Annotated in this window: 10 protein-coding genes; 1 reads left to right on the top strand and 9 read right to left on the bottom strand. The window is 45.8% G+C overall.

Features of this window, described 5'->3' with window-relative positions; translation table 11 throughout:
* Positions 1–60: 60 nt before the first annotated feature.
* From cydC to MKY19_RS15500, 6 genes are all read right to left on the bottom strand, one after another.
* Positions 61–1,788, bottom strand: a complete 1,728-nt coding sequence (cydC, locus tag MKY19_RS15525) for a thiol reductant ABC exporter subunit CydC (RefSeq protein ID WP_339795862.1) — start codon at positions 1,786–1,788, stop codon at positions 61–63.
* Positions 1,785–3,617, bottom strand: a complete 1,833-nt coding sequence (gene cydD / locus MKY19_RS15520; RefSeq protein WP_339795860.1) for a thiol reductant ABC exporter subunit CydD — start codon at positions 3,615–3,617, stop codon at positions 1,785–1,787. The genes cydC and cydD overlap by 4 nt, the downstream gene beginning before the upstream one ends.
* A gap of 68 nt (positions 3,618–3,685) precedes the next feature.
* Positions 3,686–4,702 carry a cytochrome d ubiquinol oxidase subunit II gene (locus MKY19_RS15515; protein ID WP_042188427.1) on the bottom strand — a complete coding sequence of 339 codons (1,017 nt, stop codon included), beginning with the start codon at positions 4,700–4,702 and terminating at the stop codon, positions 3,686–3,688.
* Positions 4,699–6,063: a cytochrome ubiquinol oxidase subunit I gene (locus tag MKY19_RS15510; protein WP_149645730.1), complete on the bottom strand. Its 1,365-nt coding sequence runs from the start codon at positions 6,061–6,063 to the stop codon at positions 4,699–4,701. Before MKY19_RS15510 ends, MKY19_RS15515 begins: the two co-directional genes overlap by 4 nt.
* 540 nt (positions 6,064–6,603) lie before the next feature.
* Entirely contained in the window at positions 6,604–7,455 is an 852-nt protein-coding gene (locus tag MKY19_RS15505) for a GNAT family N-acetyltransferase (RefSeq protein WP_076283694.1), read from the bottom strand.
* Between the two features lie 61 nt (positions 7,456–7,516).
* On the bottom strand, positions 7,517–9,364 hold the full coding sequence (locus MKY19_RS15500; protein WP_339795857.1) for a hypothetical protein: 1,848 nt from the start codon (positions 9,362–9,364) through the stop codon (positions 7,517–7,519).
* A gap of 106 nt (positions 9,365–9,470) precedes the next feature.
* On the opposite strand from MKY19_RS15500, the gene MKY19_RS15495 reads away from it, so the two are divergent.
* Positions 9,471–10,079: a TetR/AcrR family transcriptional regulator gene (locus MKY19_RS15495; protein WP_339795855.1), complete on the top strand. Its 609-nt coding sequence runs from the start codon at positions 9,471–9,473 to the stop codon at positions 10,077–10,079.
* A gap of 165 nt (positions 10,080–10,244) precedes the next feature.
* Here MKY19_RS15495 and MKY19_RS15490 read toward each other — a convergent pair whose 3' ends face one another.
* The 3 genes from MKY19_RS15490 to MKY19_RS15480 form a co-directional block, all read right to left on the bottom strand.
* Positions 10,245–14,849, bottom strand: coding sequence for a DNRLRE domain-containing protein (locus MKY19_RS15490; protein ID WP_339795853.1), 4,605 nt, complete (start codon positions 14,847–14,849; stop codon positions 10,245–10,247).
* Positions 14,850–14,967: 118 nt separating this feature from the next.
* Positions 14,968–16,701 carry a hypothetical protein gene (locus tag MKY19_RS15485; protein ID WP_339795851.1) on the bottom strand — a complete coding sequence of 578 codons (1,734 nt, stop codon included), beginning with the start codon at positions 16,699–16,701 and terminating at the stop codon, positions 14,968–14,970.
* 89 nt (positions 16,702–16,790) lie between these two features.
* Positions 16,791–18,377: an extracellular solute-binding protein gene (locus tag MKY19_RS15480; protein WP_339795849.1), complete on the bottom strand. Its 1,587-nt coding sequence runs from the start codon at positions 18,375–18,377 to the stop codon at positions 16,791–16,793.
* Positions 18,378–18,408: the final 31 nt, after the last annotated feature.

The raw sequence follows: 18,408 nt of genomic DNA, 5'->3' as shown, positions 1-18,408 counted from the left end.
ATGCAGAAACAGTCTTGGGCTTTCCTATTCAGTTCAAGACTGTTTCTACTTTTCAAATCTTCACACTCCAACTTCTCCGATCATTTGCTGTTCGATTTGTTTCATCTCATAAAAATAGCCTTTTTGCCCCATCAACTCCGAATAGGAACCCGTTTCGACTACCTTGCCTTGGTCCATGACCACAATTCGGTCCATCTCTTCCAATCCGGTTAGCCGATGACAAATCAAGAGAAGCGTATCATTAGCCGCCTGTGCGTAGAGATGCTTCAAAACGTGATGCTCTGTCACATAATCCAGCGATGAAGTTGGTTCGTCCAGAAGCCATACCCGTCCTTTGCGGAGCATCGCTCGCGCCAGAGCCAACCGCTGCTTCTCGCCGTCTGACAGATTCTCTCCTTTTTCATACACCATATCGGTCAACGATGTATCGGGCAGCTGCATTTTAGCTAGCACATCCAACAATTGTTCGTCAGTATGTTCTTCTCCATTCAGCAGCAGGTTGTCCCGGATCGTTCCCCGGAAAAAATGACTTTGCTGAAATACCACATTAGCCGTTTGCCAAATGCTCGTCTCATCCAGTTCCTTCATCGAGATACCGTTTAATCGTATCTCGCCAGCCGTTGGTGTTCGCAGTTTGAGCAGCAATTCGATAATTGTTGATTTTCCTGACCCACTCGGCCCGACAATCGCCGTTTTGGAGCCAGGTAAAATGTGCAGGGACACATCCCTGAGCGCCGGTCTCCACTCCCCATCATATTGAAACGTAACATCGGATAGTTCCATCGTAACAGCATGATCAACAGACAATGTGCCACTTGGCTGCGAGGACTGCTCATCAAAGGTCTGAACTGTTTCCGTCAGTCGTTTGGCTGCGTGTTCGCTATCCTCTTTATAGGCGGGTAATGTGGCCATAGCCGTCGCTTCTTCAAATACGGTTTGTGATGCCATGACCAACATGGCAAGAAATACTCCTGCAAGCGCTCCTTCCATAATTAAATAGGCGCCGAGCGTCAGCACTCCCCAGGAAACGAGAAACGTAACAAAAGTGTGCATCGATTGCCCGCGCAACAAGTGCCCGGCTGCTCGTTGCTGTTCAGTTGCCAATACAGCGGAAGCGTGCTGAAGCTGTTCCTCCCGTTGTGCCAATTGACCGTATACTTTCAAATCCCGGAAACCGTACAACACTTCGGTAACTTCCGTAGATAGCTGCGCCCTCTGCTCACGAACGCGTCCATGTATTCTCCGCTGCCCGAGTAACACAATTCCCGGTACAACGAATGCCGTTATCAGCATACCTAGTACAAACAAAACGGCAATCCAGATCGAAAAGGTAGAAGTAAACAGCACCGTAGCCAAAAACACCATGACGACCATGATCGGAGGATAAGCGACTCGCAAGAAATAATTTTGTAAACTTTCGACATCCCCAACGATCCGCGCAAGCAGATCCCCGCTTCGATTTTTGTTCAATATACCAGGCGTTAAAGGAATAAGCTTGGCAAAAAAGGATGTACGTAAACGGCTAAGCATGGAGAATGTCGCCCGGTGAGAATATAAGCGTTCTCCATAACGACTCGCCGCCCGAAGCAGACCAAGCAGTTTGACCATCGAGGTGAGTACAATTAAAGTATAAAGCGGTGGCGCAAATACCGTTTGCGAAATTAGATACCCGCTCGCAGAAAAGAGTGCCACACCGGCTATGCCGGCGATAAATCCACCCAAAATCGAAAGAATGATATCCTTACGCTCCTGAATCATCGCCTTTGACAGAACGGCCAGTTCATTCATGAGGATATCCCCCCTTTCCGCTCTACATCAATCATCTCGGCATATTGAGGCAGGCGACCCAGAAGCTCTTCATGCCGTCCGGAGTCCACCAACACTCCATTGTCCATAAACAAAATCTTGTCGGCTTGTTGAATCGTATATAATCGGTGAGCCACCGTAATCATCGTAGCCGTTTTTGCCAGTTTGGCTATGGAGCGTTGCAGTACCCGCTCGGTGTGCAAATCCAGTCCAACTGTGGGTTCATCAAACAAAATGATAGCAGGACGCTTCAAAAAAGCGCGTGCTAAGGCAAGCCGCTGCTTTTCCCCACCAGACAGTCCCCTGCCTCCTTCACCAACAAAGGTATCAAATCCATGCTCCAATTGGGCTGTAAGCGCAGTGAGCCCTGCTTCCTCCCCCGCCCGCTCAATTTCTGCTCTGGAGATGCTCCCACGAGCACCAATCGCAATATTTTCAGAAAATGTGCCTGCAAAAATATACGGATGCTGTGTAATGTAGCTAACATGTTCGAACCATTCGGTTTCATCGTATTGCGAGAGTGGACTTCCATTCACCAGAAGCGTTCCAGATTCTGGTTTCAGCAGACCGGCAATGAGATGGAGCAAAGTCGTTTTACCGGAACCACTTTTACCTACAATCGCAATATGTTCTCCCGGTTTAAACTGGATCCGACCCGTCTCAAGCTTGAATGAATCTGGAGCATATTGAAACTGAAGATGATCTATTTCCATGGATGGCGGTACTGAAAGATCATTGGAATTTCCAATTTCTAATTTGCTTCCCTTGTCGACCCTATCCATGCTGTCGATCTCGTTAATTCCATCGGTTGTTAATGCTCCTTCAATGCTATTCGCGTCCCTGCTCTCCCCTGCCGGTTCTTCAAGCATCTGTTCCACCTTACGAACCGCACCCATACTTGTCCGGCCACTGTGAAAGGCCGTTCCCGTATTCTTTAACAGGTTGTAAAACTCGGGAACGAGCAACAACACGAGAAAGGCGGTGTGGAACGTCATAGATTTGAAAACGAGCAACTGGATGGCCAGTTCAAGAGCGACAATGCCAATGCTTAGCATCACGATCGATTCCAGCATAAAGGTATTCGTAAACGCAATCTTCAAAATGCCCATTGTGGCATCACGGTAACTCAGGCTACTGTGTTCAATTTTCTGTTGCTGACGGTGTGCCCGTCCAAATATTTTCAACGTCACTAGCCCTTGAAGAGAATCCAGAAACGTACCTGAAAACTCGGCCAGTTGCGCATATTTTTCTTCGGATTTGTTCTTCGTTTTCAGTCCTACCAAAATCATGAATAGCGGGATGAATGGAGCTGTAAATAATAGAATGAAACCTGTGTTGGCATGTTGGATAAATGTAACGACCAAAATCAGAATCGGGATGATAGCAGCTTCCATCATACGCGGCATGTACTGACTGAAATAACTATCAGCCTCATCCACAGCATCAAGAGCAATACTGACCTTGCCTCCCGTCTGTCCACGAAGGGTGGAAGGCATGGAAGCATGGGTCAAGTTTTGCAGCACGGCTGCGCGCATATTTGTCTTGGCAGTGGCAGCCATTCGCAAGCCAACTTTACCGTTTCCATATGACAACAATGTGCGTACAGCCATAACAGCCAGAAGAATGCCGAGCAACAGGATAACCGATGAAAATGAAGCTCTCTCCACAAAAATCCGTTGGACTGCTTCAGCAAGCAGTCCAGCCTGACTCACAATAGCTGTACCCAGCCCGAGCGAAAGGATCGCGAGGAGGGCCATATTTTTTCTTTGTGAAGACATTTGTTGAGAAATCAGACTGGATTTCCTCGGCACAGATCACACCTCCTTTATATATAGGCTTGTAGAGAAACCTCATACACGCCGTAATGGATCAATTAGCTTTATTTTTTCCCTTTTACATAATCCGCATCAAACAGGAAGAGCTTGAAGACCAGAATAAGGGATGGGATCAACAGGCACAGACCGCCGATAAACACAACAACTAACGCTAAGCCCATTGCTGGTGAAGTTGCACTGCTCTGAATCGTGATATACGGATCGAGAATATAAGGGTATTGCCCAATCCCATAAGCGAAAAAGGCACAGAAAAATTGCAGCATGATGCATATGAAAGCTAATCCGTAACGGCGTCCGTTATATAACAGCCACATCGCGATCATGAAGAAAGCAACGGAAAGTGCCAAGAGCCACCATAAATCCATCATATTTTGAAAATGCCGCTCATTGTGTTGACCCAAATAGATAAATGCTGTCAGTGCGAGAATTATCGTCGGTGTGCTCCAAAACAGGGCGTAGTTCCGCATCAGCTTCAACGCGGAATGATCCTCTGCACGAGATGCGTAAAAAGTCAGAAATGAGCCGCTTATGAACAAAACGGACACGATTGCCAGTCCAACGATGCTCCACGATAACGGATTGGTAAACAGCGCCCAGTAATCCAGAGAAACCGTCTCAGCCTGCTTCACAATAAAGCCGCCTTCAGACAAAGTAAGTGCCACTGACAACGAAGCCGGAATAAGCAGACCTGTAGCTCCGTACAAAAAAAGATATACTATGTTTTTCTTGGAACCATAATTTTCAAAAGCGTAGAACGAACCGCGAATCGCAAGAAGAATAACTGCAATACTTCCCGGAACAAGCAGCGCGGAGCCATAATAATAGGCTGTGTCCGGAAAAAATCCGACGATGCCAATATAGAAAAAGATAAAAAATACATTTGTAATCTCCCATACGGGTGATAAATATCGGGAAATCAGACGATTAATGAGATGATCCTGCTTCGTCAAACGGGCATAAAAGGCGAAGAATCCCGCTCCGAAATCAATGGAAGCTATAATTAAATAGCCGTACAAGAACAGCCAGAGCACCGAGATGCCAATTATTTCGTAACTCATCATTCAGTGCCCCCCTTTTCCACAGATTGATTAGGATGTTCCTTCATCCATTTCTCCATCTCAGCTTCTGCCGGATTATTGTTAAACAAACGTCTTAGCACGATTACACACATACTGCCGAGTACGATGTACAAGAGTAATAAGGCGAAGAATATAATTCTTACATTCGGTGAAGTCGTGGCAGCCTCCTCTACACGCATATATCCGCGGATAATCCACGGCTGTCGCCCAACCTCTGCATAAAACCAGCCCAGCTCTACAGCTAGAAAAGCGAGCGGTGCGATCAGTGCGATGATGCCAAGCATCCACTTGTTAAGCACATTGCGTTTTTTCCAGAACACAAACAGGAAGTACAGGACTGAAATCGCGAGCAGAGCAAATCCGATTCCAGCCATTAAATCAAACAGGTAGTGAACAAGAAGCGGTGGCCATTCTTCCTTGGGGAATTCCTCCAGCCCCGTTACCTCCGCATTAAAGTCTCCAAAGGCCAGGAAGCTGAGCACTTTCGGCAAATGAAGAGCCCCTATCACTTCATGCTCTGCATTCAGCCATCCCATTAGAACCAAGTCCACACCGCTACCCGTCTCAAAATGCCACTCTGCCGCTGCAAGCTTCTCTGGCTGATGCTCGGCCAAAAACTTGGCGGACACATCACCAGCTAATGTGTTCAGCAAGCTGAACAGCAAAACGACCGCCATCATGAGATTCAAGGATTTTTTGTGGTATGCGGACACTCCTTTTCTCAGCATCGCAAAGGCTGCAATCCCGGCTAACAAGGCAGCTCCTGTCAAATAGGCCGAGCTTAATACATGGAACACCTTGGAGAAGGTCGCCGTATTCAGCATCGCTTGCACCGGGTCAATCGCTGTGAATTGGCCCGCTTCCATGACAAAGCCTCCAGGCTGGTTCATGAATCCGTTCACCGTCGTAATAAAAACGGCAGACATGCCTGCCCCGGCGACAATCGGAATCGTCAACAGCCAATGGATATACGGATTTTTAAACCGATCCCACGTATACAAATAAATGCCCAGGAAGATGGCCTCAAAAAAGAACGCGAACACTTCCATGAATAACGGAAGTGCAATAACATTCCCAGCCAGTTTCATAAAATTCGGCCATACCAGGGCTAATTGTAGTGATATGGCTGTACCGGTCACGACACCAACCGCTACAGAAATGACAAATCCCCGAGACCATCTCTTTGCCATAAGTGTATAATGGGGATCCTTTTTGCGGATCCCGATGAACTCTGCAATAGCGATCATTAGCGGTATACCGACGCCAATCGTCGCAAAAATAACGTGGAACCCGAGAGTCAAGCCTGTCACCAGCCTGCTCCATAGCACCGTATCAATTGCCATTCTTTACTGCTCCCTTCAAACGCTGTTCATTTTTCGTCATAACTTGATGCTTATGATTAGGCCGGCTAATTCTGGGGCTGCATTCAATATCAGGTTTAGCAGGGCTCAGCGACATCGTTGCCTGTTCGTTTTAGTATGACGTTCCTCGTTCTTTGCTATGTAAAAAGAGAAAAATTTCACAAAGCAAGAGTTGGCGAGCCTGATTTACCTGATACTGAGCAGTCAAATTAATAACGTGACCTAATGATTAAAATCATCTTATCTTAAATTGCAAGTAATTCAATCACAGATATCTCTTAATCCCTAAATGTTCAAGAAAGGGTCAAATCTTTCTGACAACTCAGTGAATAACATAAAAAGAACCCAAAAGAGCTATTGATTCAATAGCGTATATATGATTTCACAAGTCTCCTCCTACTTCGATGTTAGAAAAAAACAATATTTCCTCATTTTAACCTCTAATATATACCCCCTTCTGCAACAAAAAAAACACTGACTCAAATCATCAGTGTTTTTGAATTAAAGCCAATGTCATCTTCGTCATGACAAATCTTTCTCCATTTCATATTGCTCGATGTATACGTCAAGACCAACACTTTGAAGGAAACGTATAGAATTTGTATCTCTTTTGTCTACATTATTGACGGTGATGATAGAATGTCTCTCTCCCATCCAATGAAATAAGGAACGCCCAAATCCCTGGTTTCTTTCTTCTCGCAAAATACCGAACTGTACAACTGCTCCGTTGGCCGATTTTATTACCGCGTATCCACAAATCTTATTCTCTTCCCTTATCGTGACCACATCGTATAAATGCGGATTTCGTAAAATTGCATGAACAGATTGTTCCCAAGAAGGTTCAAAATTCCAATAAGAATGTACCGATGTCCAATCGAATTCTTCCAGTCGAACCATAGTAATGAATGTATGTCTATGATCGTCCGGAAGGGTGACATCAATACGTCCCTTGAAACAAGCCAATTCTCTATGAATTTGAAATCCTATGGCGGTATACGCTTTTATAGCTTTATCATTCGTTTGAATCACTTCAAGCAAACACTTTTGAATATGAGCTTCTTTAAGGATGGGAAGAGCATGACGATAAATTTGTTCGACTAGCCGTCTCCCTCTATATAAAGGAACGACTCCTGTACCAGTATTAAATGCAGTACTTTCGCCGTTACGATCCCCGATGCCATGCATAACAAATGCAACCAGCTTCTCTTGATCAAAAGCACCAAACGACATCTGATAATTAACTCCCGCACCTGCAAATTTATCAGCTAAATACTCCGAAGAAACATGAAATGGAATTACATAATCGGAGAAGGCTTCGTTAAAGCAAGTTGTAAACTCTTGTAATTCAAGATCCTTAACACTTTTGATCAACATGTAGTTTTTTTCTCCTTTTTTTTGGTACTAAGTTCTTCATCATCAGCCAATCTCCAATTCATCATTTAGTACGGCCATAGAAAAAAGAATACCCATCTGACTTTCCAAGCTTAGTCGTCTCCGTTCCGTCCACTATCTTGACCGCTTTCAGTAACGATATAATTTGTGTATTCATGAGCTTTGCATCAAATTTGCCCATCTCTCTGTCTTCACTATCCACGAGCAGATAGTCGGGCATTGGAATGAAGCCAATCACCGGTATCCCTGCTTCAAATAAAGGCTGACTCTCTCCAAACTCAAACTTGTTATGTCCACGTAATAATACAGTACGTGTGCCGTCGGACTTTTCAATAGCTTTCAGCCATATGGACGCCATCATTTCATTGCCCGCATAGGTATATTCTGTACTTATTTTTCCAGTTGGTCTATAGTGACCCGTATCATCGTCCTTCCACTCCATACTGCCTAAATGCTCAACCGTAATTCCAGCTACAGCTTTCATATGGCCTTTCTTGCCATCCCAGAGCTCTCGATGCCCCTCCATCCAAGTGGAAGTCGCCTGAGAAGTTCCTTTGAAATCCGGTAATCTAAAATGGCCTGTCACAAAGGTGAAAATCATCGTACGTTCCGGCTGCTCCTGCTGTAAGTAACGAATCATGGACAGCATGCCCACAGCACCATTTTCCTCCACCACATTTATCCCATCCGTATGGGTATTTATGATAATCGCTTCATCTTTATTTTTTCCGTCAATTTTCACATAAAAGGATTCTGTTGGAGCATTTTTTTGTATTTCCGCTTCTAAAATAACCGTACCTTCTTTGTGCTTCTGGGCTGCATTGATCACCTTTTTCCCTTCCGTTTCATTGACCCAGATCGCAGGAATTCCAACGTAAGCTGTAGTAAAAGGCACATACTGCTTTTCAACCTTATCGTCGGATACCCCTTTCCAGACAACAACAACAGCTTTCACACCCATTTCCTTCGCTTGCTCCAATTTAGCTTCTTTTAAAGCTGTAGTGAGGACTAGATCGCCTTCATTTGAGGCAATTTGGCTTTCCATTGGAGAGGAATCCCGCATGTTCATAACGATCCCACTTGGGAAATTTCTGAAATTCTCAATTTCAATGACAGCAATTTTTCCGCTGGCCTGGTCATACTCACCACGCTTCGTATATACCAGGTCCCCTGTTACCCCATTTTCGTCAGTTTCCCCGGAATAAGGAAAAGCTGAAGAGACATGAATTGACTGCTGATCAATCATTAAAGAGCTGCTCTTTTCTTCCCATCGGTCAAAAGTATAGTGATCACGATAAACTTTCAGCCCCATATCTGTAACCTGTTGCTCCAGCCATGAAATAAATTGATTATGACCCTCAGATCCAGTTGTACGGCTTCCAAAAGAATTCATTACTTCAATATCCTTCAGCATCACTGCTGCAGAATCCATTTTACGTTCATCGATCGTCACAGCCGCATCAGTTGGTAATGCCACAGGTGTTGTAATAGGTTTTGCATAGATTCCAATACCCCAAAGTGCAGTAACGATAAGAGCAGCAATGCTGATTAACACTTTACGAACCACTATCAATGGAGTGACTCTACTGCGCACCTTGTGTCCAAAGAGTCCTCTCCATATGCCCGCTACGATCAGCAGCAAGATAGAAAGCGCAAGCAGCCAAAATTCTCTTGTTAGTAAGAACAACCCTTCTGCCACCATCGCACTAATAAATACCACATGTAACTTCTCACGCTTCTTTAAAATTAAAATGGAGATGCCTAATTCTGCTAACAAAAGGATAACGGTCACTATCGAGATTACCGTTTCTTTGCCAATAAATACCGTAGCACAGAGTGCTAGGATCAAAAGCAGCACCGCTGACAATCGTCTATATAAGTTTTCTAACATGACGCCCTCCCATTTTATCTACTACTATTTTGACATTACATTTGTAATGCCTTATGGTTTTAGCATATTGAAAAGACTCATGTAAAACAATAAAACGAACACCAGAATGTACAAACGGAGGGGATATGTCATCTCAAATCATGAATTATACAGTCCGAATACCTCTCAGCATCGTTCCAATAAAGAAACCAACCGTTTGACAAGAGAAGCCATCTGCACGGCATTAGTATACTTGATCCAGGAACAGCCTTTTAACAAAATCACCATCACCGATATTGTGAAGCGTGCAGGGGTCTCTCGAACGGCCTATTACAACAACTATTCCTCCAAGCAAGAGATCCTGGTGGATTTGGTCGATTCGCTTATTTTCGAAATTAATCAAAAACTCTTACCTTACACCAATGAATTAACAGGCAAAGCTAAAGAACCTCAAAAATTTATCAGAGTGCTTTTTGAAGTTGTTTTTCAGCAGCGGAACATCTACAAAGCACTTCAAAGCGCAAAATTTGATGATGTGATTCTGGATTGCTTGAATGAAATGATGCTCTCTACTGCTCACGACAAAAGCGATGAAAATGTGTACCGAATATACTTTAAAGCGGGGGCCCTCTATAATGTTCTCCTCAAATGGATACAATCCGACTTTGCAAAATCCATTGATGAGATGACCAAGATTTGTCTCGATGTATACCAAACACCAATGTCCCAGGAATAAGGGGTATTATCAGCAAAAAAACGTTCACTCATCAATCGATGGGTGAACGTTTCAAGCCTAATCATCTAGCAATATGCAGCTGCGGCAGAAGCCCGAATGCTCAACATGTTGAAGACGCCAATACCACGTGATGTATTGGCGTCTTTGTGATTTAACGGCTAAGGATTATTGCACGTACACGGTGATCGTATTACTCGATGTCACTCCAGCTTCGTTCACAAGCTCGCATCGATATTCATACGTGCCCGCCGGTAGATCACGGATCTCCGTTACTGCCGATTGCGCTTGAGGTGTCTTATTGGTGAGCGTCTGGGTATCGATGAGCACGCCGTTCTCATAAAGCCGGTACGACGACCCATTTGTTCCCCACCACATGTTCATGCTCACTTTGAAGGTTCCATCCCCATTCCAGTTATCATGTGAGAGAACTGGTTGGCCTGGATCAGCATCGGTCACGCGCACAGTTAGTATGTTGCTTCGCGTGGTACCGAATGCATTTGTCAGTTCAGCGAAATAGCGGTACGTACCGTTTGCCTTGTACGTCACGGAGGTGACTGTGGATTGGGCTTGAGGTGATACGTCTTTGAGTGTTTGTGTATCGATGAGTGCATCATTCTCATATAATTTGTAAGTCGTACCGTTGTTTCCCCACCACATGTTCATCTTTACGTCATAAGTTCCGTCCATTAAGCCTGTATCATGGCCGTTATTGCTTGATAGTTCGGGTTTACCGGGACCCCCAGAAGCATTCGCCACGATGTTGCTTACCTCCGCTTTCGCCGTACCCGTGTTCCCTGCTGCATCAACGAATTCGAATGTGAAGATGCCATTCTCCTTAAACGTATAGCTATCTGCTCCCTCATTGTTCGTTATCGTAACCGGCTCACTTGCCGTCATTGTAGCGATGACCTCTTGTTTGGTCGGTTCCGTAGTGCTGTATACAATTGATGCCGTTGGTGTAGTCTTGTCTATGCGGAAGGTGATTTTCTGGTTTGCCTCCACATTTCCTGCTCGATCCATCGATCGATACAGTAGGGTATACATACCGTCTTGTTCAAAAGTCAGTGGAATCGTGTACGGCAGCCATATTTTCCCGCCATCTAAACTGTATACCACGGATGCTACACCGGACTTGTCATCGGTTGCGCTCAGTGTCGCTTGTACGCTGCTCATATACCAACCGTTACGTTCCGTCCCTTCGAGTGAAGCGATCGTCGTCGGAGGGGTCATGTCAGTAACAATCCACTGCATGGAACGAAACTTGGAAGATAACTTCCCGTCGCCGATTCCTCCTCCCCATTCAATGAACCCTTTTCTGCCGGATCCGTCATTGTCATTAACAAGCAACGAGAAGCTGATGTTCCCGTTCTTCTCCGGCTTAATCGGTGCGACTTCCGACCAAGGGAGAGATAGTTCGTAGATCGTATTCTGCTCTTGATCTCTTGTAATAGCTAGCTGACCTTTGGTGATGGGTCCTTTAATCACGCCCGGAGGGGCATTCCAACTGCATATTTGCGGACCATCAGGTGTTTGAGAAATTCCGATTTCGTACCAATACGGTTCTTCACCCGGAAGGCCATTCGCAATGGCAAACTGAATGCTGTCGTTGTTCCAAATATCGGCAACCAGGAAAGAAGAATAATGCACATTGTCCTTTACTTTCGCAGATAGATAGAGTTGGTTTGTATCGTAACTGATCCAGACATTTCCGCTTAAATCTCCTGCACCTTGATAGCCTGTCATTTTGACCGTACCCTTCGACAGATCGATCGGAGATGCGCTGGCTGCCGTGTCCGGATCCAGCACTCCATCTACTGCAACAGACCTAAGGGGCACAGGATTAAATTCGGCAGATCCCGTGTAGGTATACGGATCAAAACCATCGACATTAACTGTCACTTTAATTGTACTACTAACACCAAGGCTAATGGCAGATAGGGGGAATTTCACGGAGGTAGATGCATCAGCTGGAACCGAAACATTCAGAACCTCCGATCCGGATTGGGTTCCGAATCTCCATTCCACTTTATTAATCTGAATCGGCTTGGTTGTGGATTCGTTCTTAATTGTAACCATAAGTGCTTTGCTGCTATCCGATTCATTAAGAGTAGGTCGTACCTGAACGTTATACGATGGAAGTGTCGATGCCGAACTTCTCAACAGGCCGACTCTCTCGCTCCCATTCATCAATACGCCTGTAATAAGACGAGTACCCGGTTCGTTACCACTCGGCACGCTGATTGTTTCCGTCGTTTTCTGACCGCTAGGTGTAGACACCGAATAGTGCTGTCCTTCTACAACTAGATTGAAATCAAAGTCATCGGACATCTTGTTATCCGTCTCAAGGGCGAGTGCCATCGAATCACCTACGTGTGATGACTTACTTGTTAACGTAAATGTGGAATCCTTCTCAATACCTCTAACCTCTCCTGCCACATAAAAGGGTTCATTGCTTAATGTCACAAATACGTTGCCATTATACGGCGTGTATGTGTGCGTATTTCCCATCATATCCGTGATCTGAATCGGACTCGGCGTACGTATGACGACTGGCGTCGATGTGCTTGTTGTCCATAAGACACGAACCGGTTCACCATTTTTATCGAACGTATAGCTTCGAATATCTTCTTCCGTGACATCCCGCGCAACGAACTGTACGTTGTTCAGTATCCTTGTCATAGTCGCAAAACTCGTATAGGTAGGCTTTGGCGTAAGGCTCCCTAACGGATCGTTCGGATTTCGCAAAAGGCCGAAGTTATCTTCATTAATATTTTGGATCCCGTCATTGATCAGGTCGTACCATACAACCTGATCCACACCATTCGCGATTGCAACGACATAAGCGCGAAGCAAATAATTGGCTTGGGTCTTCTCATCCACGCCGCGGGCATCAAGCTGGGTTGGCCATCCGGTCTCATTAATCCAGATCGGCTTCAGATTTCCGTTGTTGTACTTCAGAATCAAATTTTTCAAATCAGCAATCTGGGTTTCATACCCTTCCGGCGTACCGGGATATAGATAGGGATGAATCGAGAACCCATCCATATATGACATGCCGCCCAGCTTAAGCACATCTTCAATCCATTTGAGATTACCTACTGTCGATGTGCCAAGAACAGGCAGTTCAGGGTACATAGGTTTGATCGTCTCATACGTTTTCTTTAAGAGTGGATAATAGAATTCTGGTTTGGAATCGGCTGGCCCATTGCCGCGATCTCCGAAGCTGCCATAAAATTCGTTGTATACTTCAACGGCATCCATCTGGCCTTGGTAATGATCGACGTAAGCCTTCATATAATTGGCGAATCCTGTCCGCCCGGCATCTGTATAAGGGGTACTGTTATTGTCGTAATTGGGGTTAGTGTATCCGGATACATAAAGGAAATCAAAATCGTCTGAATCTAGCATATTCATGTAATAGTCCGGCTGAGGGGTAAAGGTGTAGTTCCCCTGCTGTCGCTCGATGCCAGGCCACTCATAGCCGCCCCGCACCATGCGGATGCCGGCATCCTTCATCAGCTTCACGATATCAGGAGTCATGGCCTGTGGAAAACGATGCAAATGAGTCGATACTCCGAACGGTGCATGTTCATTTCCCGTTGCATCACGAGTGGCAAGTACAGTGAATGGTGTTTTAATTAATACAGGATCGCTCCCTGCAAGATCGGCTCTGACATGCAGTGTGAAATATCCATACGTGGAATGTGGAACAGTCCATATGGCTTCGTTATGAACCGTTGGTGCCACGCCTTCCGATACAAATGCTCCTTGATAATCGTAAACAGACCATGCGACAGATGGCCTCGCCGTTCGGACTTTGAACTGAATCGGCTCACTGTTCGTATAGACATTCCCTGGACGGGTCTGGATCAGCTTCGTCGTTGGTGTCGCTGCTGTAACATACGGACCATCATTGCTCCATTGATTCTGGGCGTTTCCGGCTTCCACTTTGAACGTATAATTCTGACCTAGCTGCAATCCCGATACGGTGTAAGAAGTCGTTGTTCCATTCACCGTCCCTAAGATGCTACCATTTCGATACACCGTATAACCGGTCACGCCAACTGGGTCGGTTGCTGTGGACCATTCGAGCTGTAGACCAGACTCCGTTATATTGGTGACGCTCAGTACTCCACCACCTTGCCAACTCGGTGCATTTGCATTCGTCCTATTGGAAGAAATCTCCAGGTAGGGCTGGTTGACGATGTTCTCCCTGCTGTTGATAGAGACCGAATGGCCTTGCGCCGCCTGCTGTATCAATGCTAGGCTTGCTATACCGTCTGCAGCCTTTTGCTGTTTGACAAAGGCCGTTACATCCCATTCTTGCCAGCTTGCCGTCTTACCGACATTAGCGGAGGACAAATAATGATTGATGTCAGGTTTATTGTTCCAGGTCACTGACTGCTCTTCCCAGGTGTCGTCCTCCATGCCATACGCTTGAACGCCGATCGTCGAATTCTCTGTATCAATGGCATATACCTTTATTTTGGCCGTGCCAATCTCTCCGGTAATGGAGCTAAGATCGAATTTTAAATACGTTTGCCGATTTAAATTAATATCCGCGTTATAATTTTTGACAATGAGCTGATTAGAGGTCCCATAATTTTTACTCGCATTCCCTCCAGCATTGACATAGGTATCTTCGAGCGGATTCAACTGGACAACTGTGGGAGCAGTATTAGCAGAGGCGATAGATGACGTTACGAACATCGGTGCAGGCCATGGCAGTACAAGACTATGAAGCAAGGCTAACGACAATGTTAACCCCAAGATACGATTGGAGGCTTTCGTTGAGCTCTTATTGAACACCCTTCTCACCTCAATTATTTATTGTTAATCTACTTGATTTCACGTTCACAAACTTCAGAACTTACGTCCTCCTTATTTGTTAATTATGAAATAATACGACCCGTTCGGATGGCTTCTTCGCTAGCTTCAATGTTAGCGATTGGTCAGGCGACTCCAACGATGTTTGAACTTCATGTTCCGAGATAGAGAGCGACGACCTTCTGTCGGAATCCTCGTCCGGTCCGCAAAGCGTCAATGCAAACATGAACAACGCTTCCTTCATCGCATGGAAGTCAATCATCGAAGGTTCTCCTTTGTAGAGGACGTAATCCAAGCTAACAATCGGACCCTCTTCGTCCAATTCCCAATGAAACACACTGAATTCATCCATCGCGCCATATAAAGCCTTGACCGATAACGTCATCTCTCCAAGATACGTTTGGAATGTATCTTTGCCGATCTGTTTCCATGCAGGTACATCACCAGTACTGCCAATTTCAAGCCGGATTCGCAGATCTGACGCCGTCATTCGACCGTGGATAGGATCCAAATTCACATGTGTATCTCCGCCGTCCAGAGCGAATTGGATGCCATATAGTACGGAAGCTTGCTCCTGTACACTTGTATACACCGCCGAACAGAAGTCGTAACCGTCATGCAGCACCCGAAGCTGGATATAACTTCGCCCCTGATTTCCGGTGTGAACGTAACCCAGCAGATTTCGGCACTGCTTCCACATCACATTATGATTGAACGTGCCAAGCGTGAACTCAGAAGTCATGTACGTATAAGCCTTCCGCGTCCGGAACTCGTGATAAGGAGGCAAATCCTGCCTCAGTTCCCGCTCAACAATACTGGTGAACAGTCCATACAGCCGCTCCGGACAGACGATGCCTTGCGCATACCATTCCAGTCCATATACGAATTCGTCATTGCTTACAAATGACACGTCACCTTTACAGGCCATCTGAAGGAATGAGAGATGCGAATTACTTAGGAATGTCTGGTATGAACGGGCGTGGGGTCCGGACCATTGCTTCAGCATCGGGTGGAAATGCTCGGCAACCATCAGCCAGGTCGCCTCTAACATCTCGTTCGCCAACCGCTTGGCCTCTGCTGTATTCGAATACATCACAAGTGCGGATAGTTCCAGAATGGCTACCGTACTGTACGCCGGGCTATTATATTCGAGGAATGCGCCGGTCTGCATAGAATAATCGTATAGGCGCGTGAGTCGTTCCAAGCCATACTCGAAATAGGTGCGGTTCTTTAAGCGTTCGCCTGCAATCAATGTAACGAATGCCCCCATAATCGCAATATTCGTGTAATCAGGTCCGACATTTCTTTTGATGATGGCTTCGCAGCTATGGGAGATCGCCTGGCTTGTTAATTGCTCAAGATCGCCTGGAAGTCGGTTGCTATGACGTATCAACACTTGCAGTAGTCGCCTCCCGATGAAATCAGCCCAGTTCCAATCCGGCGGTGACATCATGGATAGAGGCTCCTCAAAGTACCATGACCATATTCCGAAGGTAGGCGAATCCAGCTGCTGATCCTGAAGGGAAAGAATCGTTCGCAGTATTTCGAACGCCCGATCTTTATAAGTATCTTCATGGCAATCCAGAATGGCCAGGGCATAATCCAGAGACTCCCGGATGGGGTGAACATTTTCTACATTTCTAAGCTTCGTATGATACCCTGGACTCGTAAACGGTGTGCGAAGCAACTTGATCTCATCATTGTAATTCACATGTTTGGGTTCCAATGCTTTCTTGAGGAAGGGAAGCCACTGGGTTTCCTCTTCGTGTATTCTGCTGAATTTCGTGCTCGACATGTTTTTCCTCCTTAGCTTTACCTGGTTACGGTATACTTCTGATCCTTTAGGCAATCAGAAGTATACCTACCGAGTGTTTCAACAGCGTTCTAATTCAGATTATCTTTGTTTGCGTCATACCACGCTTGCGCGAGCCTCTCCACATTGTCGCCGCCAAGACGCTTCCATTCTTTCTGTAACTCGTTCAGACCTTGTGCAGGCGTCATCGAGTTTCCGCCGGTCACAACCTTCGCTTCAATCTGTTGTGCGATCGGATTAAATGTCGCGATTAATTGGGTCAATTCCGGGAAATCAGGATTAAAAGGGATATCTCTGCGGTATTTATTTTTCATGACCAGTTCAAGCGACTTACCCTTCTCTTTGGCATAATTTTGTGACTGCTCATCCTTGGCCGCCATAGCGAGGAACGTCTCTGGACGTAACACATTATCGAGCATGATCGCATATTCAGAAGCATAGGCAACTTCATTCTTGAATTTATCCGGGTCGGTTTTCTGCCGGACGCCGTCGACCATGTTAAAGTGGACGCCTTCTTCGCCATATCTGAGCGGTTCCCAACCATCCTGCAGCATCCAATCGATAAATTGAATTGCTGATTTAATCTGATCTTCATTCATTTTGCTATTGAACGCGGTGAATACGCTCGGCGGTGCCTCTTGATACAATCCGTTTTTGCCATATTTGCTGCTGATCGACTCCAATGGAACTAGCTTTGCTGTGGGATCATTTTTTATTAAGTTATTATTCAACTCTTCGATATCCCAGTTGGCAAGGTAGATGCCAGCTTTGCCTGTCGTCAGCAGTTGACCTGAGCGCTGGAAATTCGTATCCGTGATATATTCCTTGTCGATTAATCCTTCGTCGAAGAGCTGCTTCTGGAAGGTTAACGTATCCACATACCGATCTAGCGTTCTGCCGAATTGCAGTTTGTCATCCTCGACGTACCATTGGTTCTCGCTAGTAAAAAAGAAAGCTTGATCAATCGAGTTGGAACTCACGCTTAATGCGATCGGTACGGTGTCTGCTTGACCATTACCATCCGGATCCCCCTCCTTGAATTTTCGGGCAACATCGATGAACTCTTCCACGTTTGTCGGCGCTTTCAGTCCAAGCTTATCCAACCAGTCTTGACGGATCCACATCCCGTGGTTGGCAAGCGTTTCCCGTGCGAACGACACCGCATAAATTTTTCCGTTAAAATTCAAGTAGGGCTGTAGCTCAGGATGCTTTTCTAGATACGCCTTGTACGTCGTACTGTATTTGTCGATATATTCGCCAATCGGTTGGATTGCGCCTTGATTTGCCAACTGACTGATGTAATTCCGATCGTATTCCCAGATTAGATCAGGTGCTTCCCCAGCGGCGATGAGTGCATTCAACTTCGGCTGTGCTTGGTTCCGCGCAATAGGAACCCATTTCACATGGACGGGTGATTTCTCATTGATCCACTTCGTCCAGCGATTATTCTCGTACGTTCCTTCTTCTGTCGGCACTTTCCCACGATCAAACATCGAAATGCTGATTTCTTTCTTGTTTTCCTCGTTTACTGTGGCAGCTGTGCCCGATGAATTAACCGGTTGCTCCGATACAGTTTTGTTCGAGCTGCATGCGGCCAGCATCGTCACGGACATCGTGATCACCATCATGGTCATCATGGCTTGTTTCAGCTTCTTCATCGTTTCATCCCCTTTTTCCTATTGAACTATA

The organism is Paenibacillus sp. FSL R5-0744 (assembly GCF_037972555.1).
Lineage (GTDB): Bacteria > Bacillota > Bacilli > Paenibacillales > Paenibacillaceae > Paenibacillus_AQ.
The sequence above is the reverse complement of the archived record's forward strand: the minus strand, read 5'-3'. Positions and strand labels throughout refer to the sequence as shown.

Bases quoted from the DNA above. Each gene is read 5' to 3' on its own strand.
- cydC (WP_339795862.1), bottom strand. From the start codon at position 1,788: ATGAATGAACTGGCCGTTCTGTCAAAGGCGATGATTCAGGAGCGTAAG.
- MKY19_RS15515 (WP_042188427.1), bottom strand. From the start codon at position 4,702: ATGATGAGTTACGAAATAATTGGCATCTCGGTGCTCTGGCTGTTCTTG.
- MKY19_RS15510 (WP_149645730.1), bottom strand. From the start codon at position 6,063: ATGGCAATTGATACGGTGCTATGGAGCAGGCTGGTGACAGGCTTGACT.
- MKY19_RS15505 (WP_076283694.1), bottom strand. From the start codon at position 7,455: ATGTTGATCAAAAGTGTTAAGGATCTTGAATTACAAGAGTTTACAACT.
- MKY19_RS15500 (WP_339795857.1), bottom strand. From the start codon at position 9,364: ATGTTAGAAAACTTATATAGACGATTGTCAGCGGTGCTGCTTTTGATC.
- MKY19_RS15495 (WP_339795855.1), top strand. From the start codon at position 9,471: ATGTACAAACGGAGGGGATATGTCATCTCAAATCATGAATTATACAGT.
- MKY19_RS15485 (WP_339795851.1), bottom strand. From the start codon at position 16,701: ATGTCGAGCACGAAATTCAGCAGAATACACGAAGAGGAAACCCAGTGG.
- MKY19_RS15480 (WP_339795849.1), bottom strand. From the start codon at position 18,377: ATGAAGAAGCTGAAACAAGCCATGATGACCATGATGGTGATCACGATG.